Source organism: Rhodoplanes roseus (assembly GCF_003258865.1).
Taxonomy (GTDB): Bacteria; Pseudomonadota; Alphaproteobacteria; order Rhizobiales; family Xanthobacteraceae; genus Rhodoplanes; species Rhodoplanes roseus.
The window spans coordinates 1-1,500 of sequence record NZ_NPEX01000534.1 but is presented as its reverse complement, the minus strand read 5'-3'; the positions used below and the strand labels follow the sequence as shown (position 1 = coordinate 1,500).

At 67.1% G+C, this 1,500-nt stretch carries 1 protein-coding gene; it reads left to right on the top strand.

Going from position 1 to position 1,500, the window contains the following annotated elements; genetic code table 11:
• Window positions 1–155: 155 nt before the first annotated feature.
• Complete coding sequence (locus CH341_RS31030; RefSeq protein ID WP_210208695.1) at window positions 156–1,421, top strand: NAD(P)/FAD-dependent oxidoreductase; 1,266 nt, start codon at window positions 156–158, stop codon at window positions 1,419–1,421.
• Window positions 1,422–1,500: the final 79 nt, after the last annotated feature.

The following is a 1,500-nucleotide window of genomic DNA, read 5'->3' as shown; positions in this document are numbered from 1 at the left end:
GACGGGCGACGGCCCGGGCCGTTCATCTTTCGAGGCCCGGCTTCGCCCGGCACCTCAGGATGACGGAGCCAGCCACCATGGTCGGAGAAGCGATCCATCCAGACAAGGCTGCTCGGCCCGACAGATGAAACAACAGAATTAGGGAGGACGACATGATTGCCATCACCCGACGAGGTTTTTCCATTGCGGCGCTGGCCGGCGCAGGAATGCTCGCCGTACCCGCCGTGCTGCGCGCGCAAGCAAAACCGCGGCTCGTCGTGATCGGCGGCGGGCCGGCCGGTGCCACGGTCGCCAAATACGTCGCCAAGGACTCGAACGGCGCCATCGACGTGACGCTGGTCGAGCCGCTCCAGAAGTTCCTGACCTGCTTCCACTCGAACCTTTATGTCGGCGGCTTCAAGCCGTGGGACGCGCTCGCCCAGGATTACAAGCTCGCCGCCTACGGGGTGAAGAAGGTCGACCAGGCGGCGAGCGCCATCGATCGCGACAAGAAGCAGGTGCGGCTCGCCGACGGCAGCGTGCTGCCCTACGATCGCCTCGTCGTGGCGCCCGGCATCGACCTCGACTTCGCCTCGGTGCCGGGCTGGTCGGCGGAGGCGGCCGAGATCATGCCGCACGCCTGGAAGGTCGGCCCGCAGACCCAGCTCCTCAAGAAGCAGCTCGACGGGCTGGAGGACGGGGCGACCATCGTGATGATCGCGCCGCCGAACCCGTATCGCTGCCCGCCGGGCCCGTACGAGCGGGTCTCCTGCATGGCCCACATCCTCAAGACCAAGGGTCATTCGAAGTCGCGCATCGTGATCATCGATCCGAAGGACCGCTTCTCCAAGATGGCGCTGTTCCAGGAGGGCTGGCAGAACCACTATCCGGGCATGGTCGAGTGGATGGACCCGAAGATGCACGGCGGATTGAAGAACGTCGACCCCAAGGCCATGACGGTGACGACCGACCTCGAGACCATCAAGGCCGACCTCGTCAACGTCATCCCGAAGCAGATGGCCGGCAGGATCGCCCGCGACGCCGGGTTGGCCAATGCGTCGGGCTTCTGCCCGATCGATCCGGCCAGCATGAAGTCGGCGCAGGACCCGAGCGTTTTCGTGCTGGGCGACGCGGCTATCGCGGGCGCCATGCCGAAGTCCGCCTTCGCGGCGAACAGCCAGGCCAAGGTGGTGGCGATGGCGGTGCGGGGCGAGCTCACCGGCAGCCGTACGTTCCCGGCCCGCTACGCCAACACCTGCTGGTCGATCCTCGCGCCCGACGACACCGTCAAGGTCGGCGGCCGCTACGAGGCCAAGGACGGCGCCATCGCCGAGGTCGAGGGCTTCGTCTCCAAGACCGGCGAGACGGCCGATCTACGCCGCCAGACCAGCGAGGAGAACATGGGCTGGTACTCCGGCATCGTGGCGGACATCTTCGGGTGAGCGGGCTCGCCCCACGCATCGCGACCGGTTTTCGGCTGCGTTCCCCGGACAAGGCGCCTCGGACCATGGGTCCGAGGCG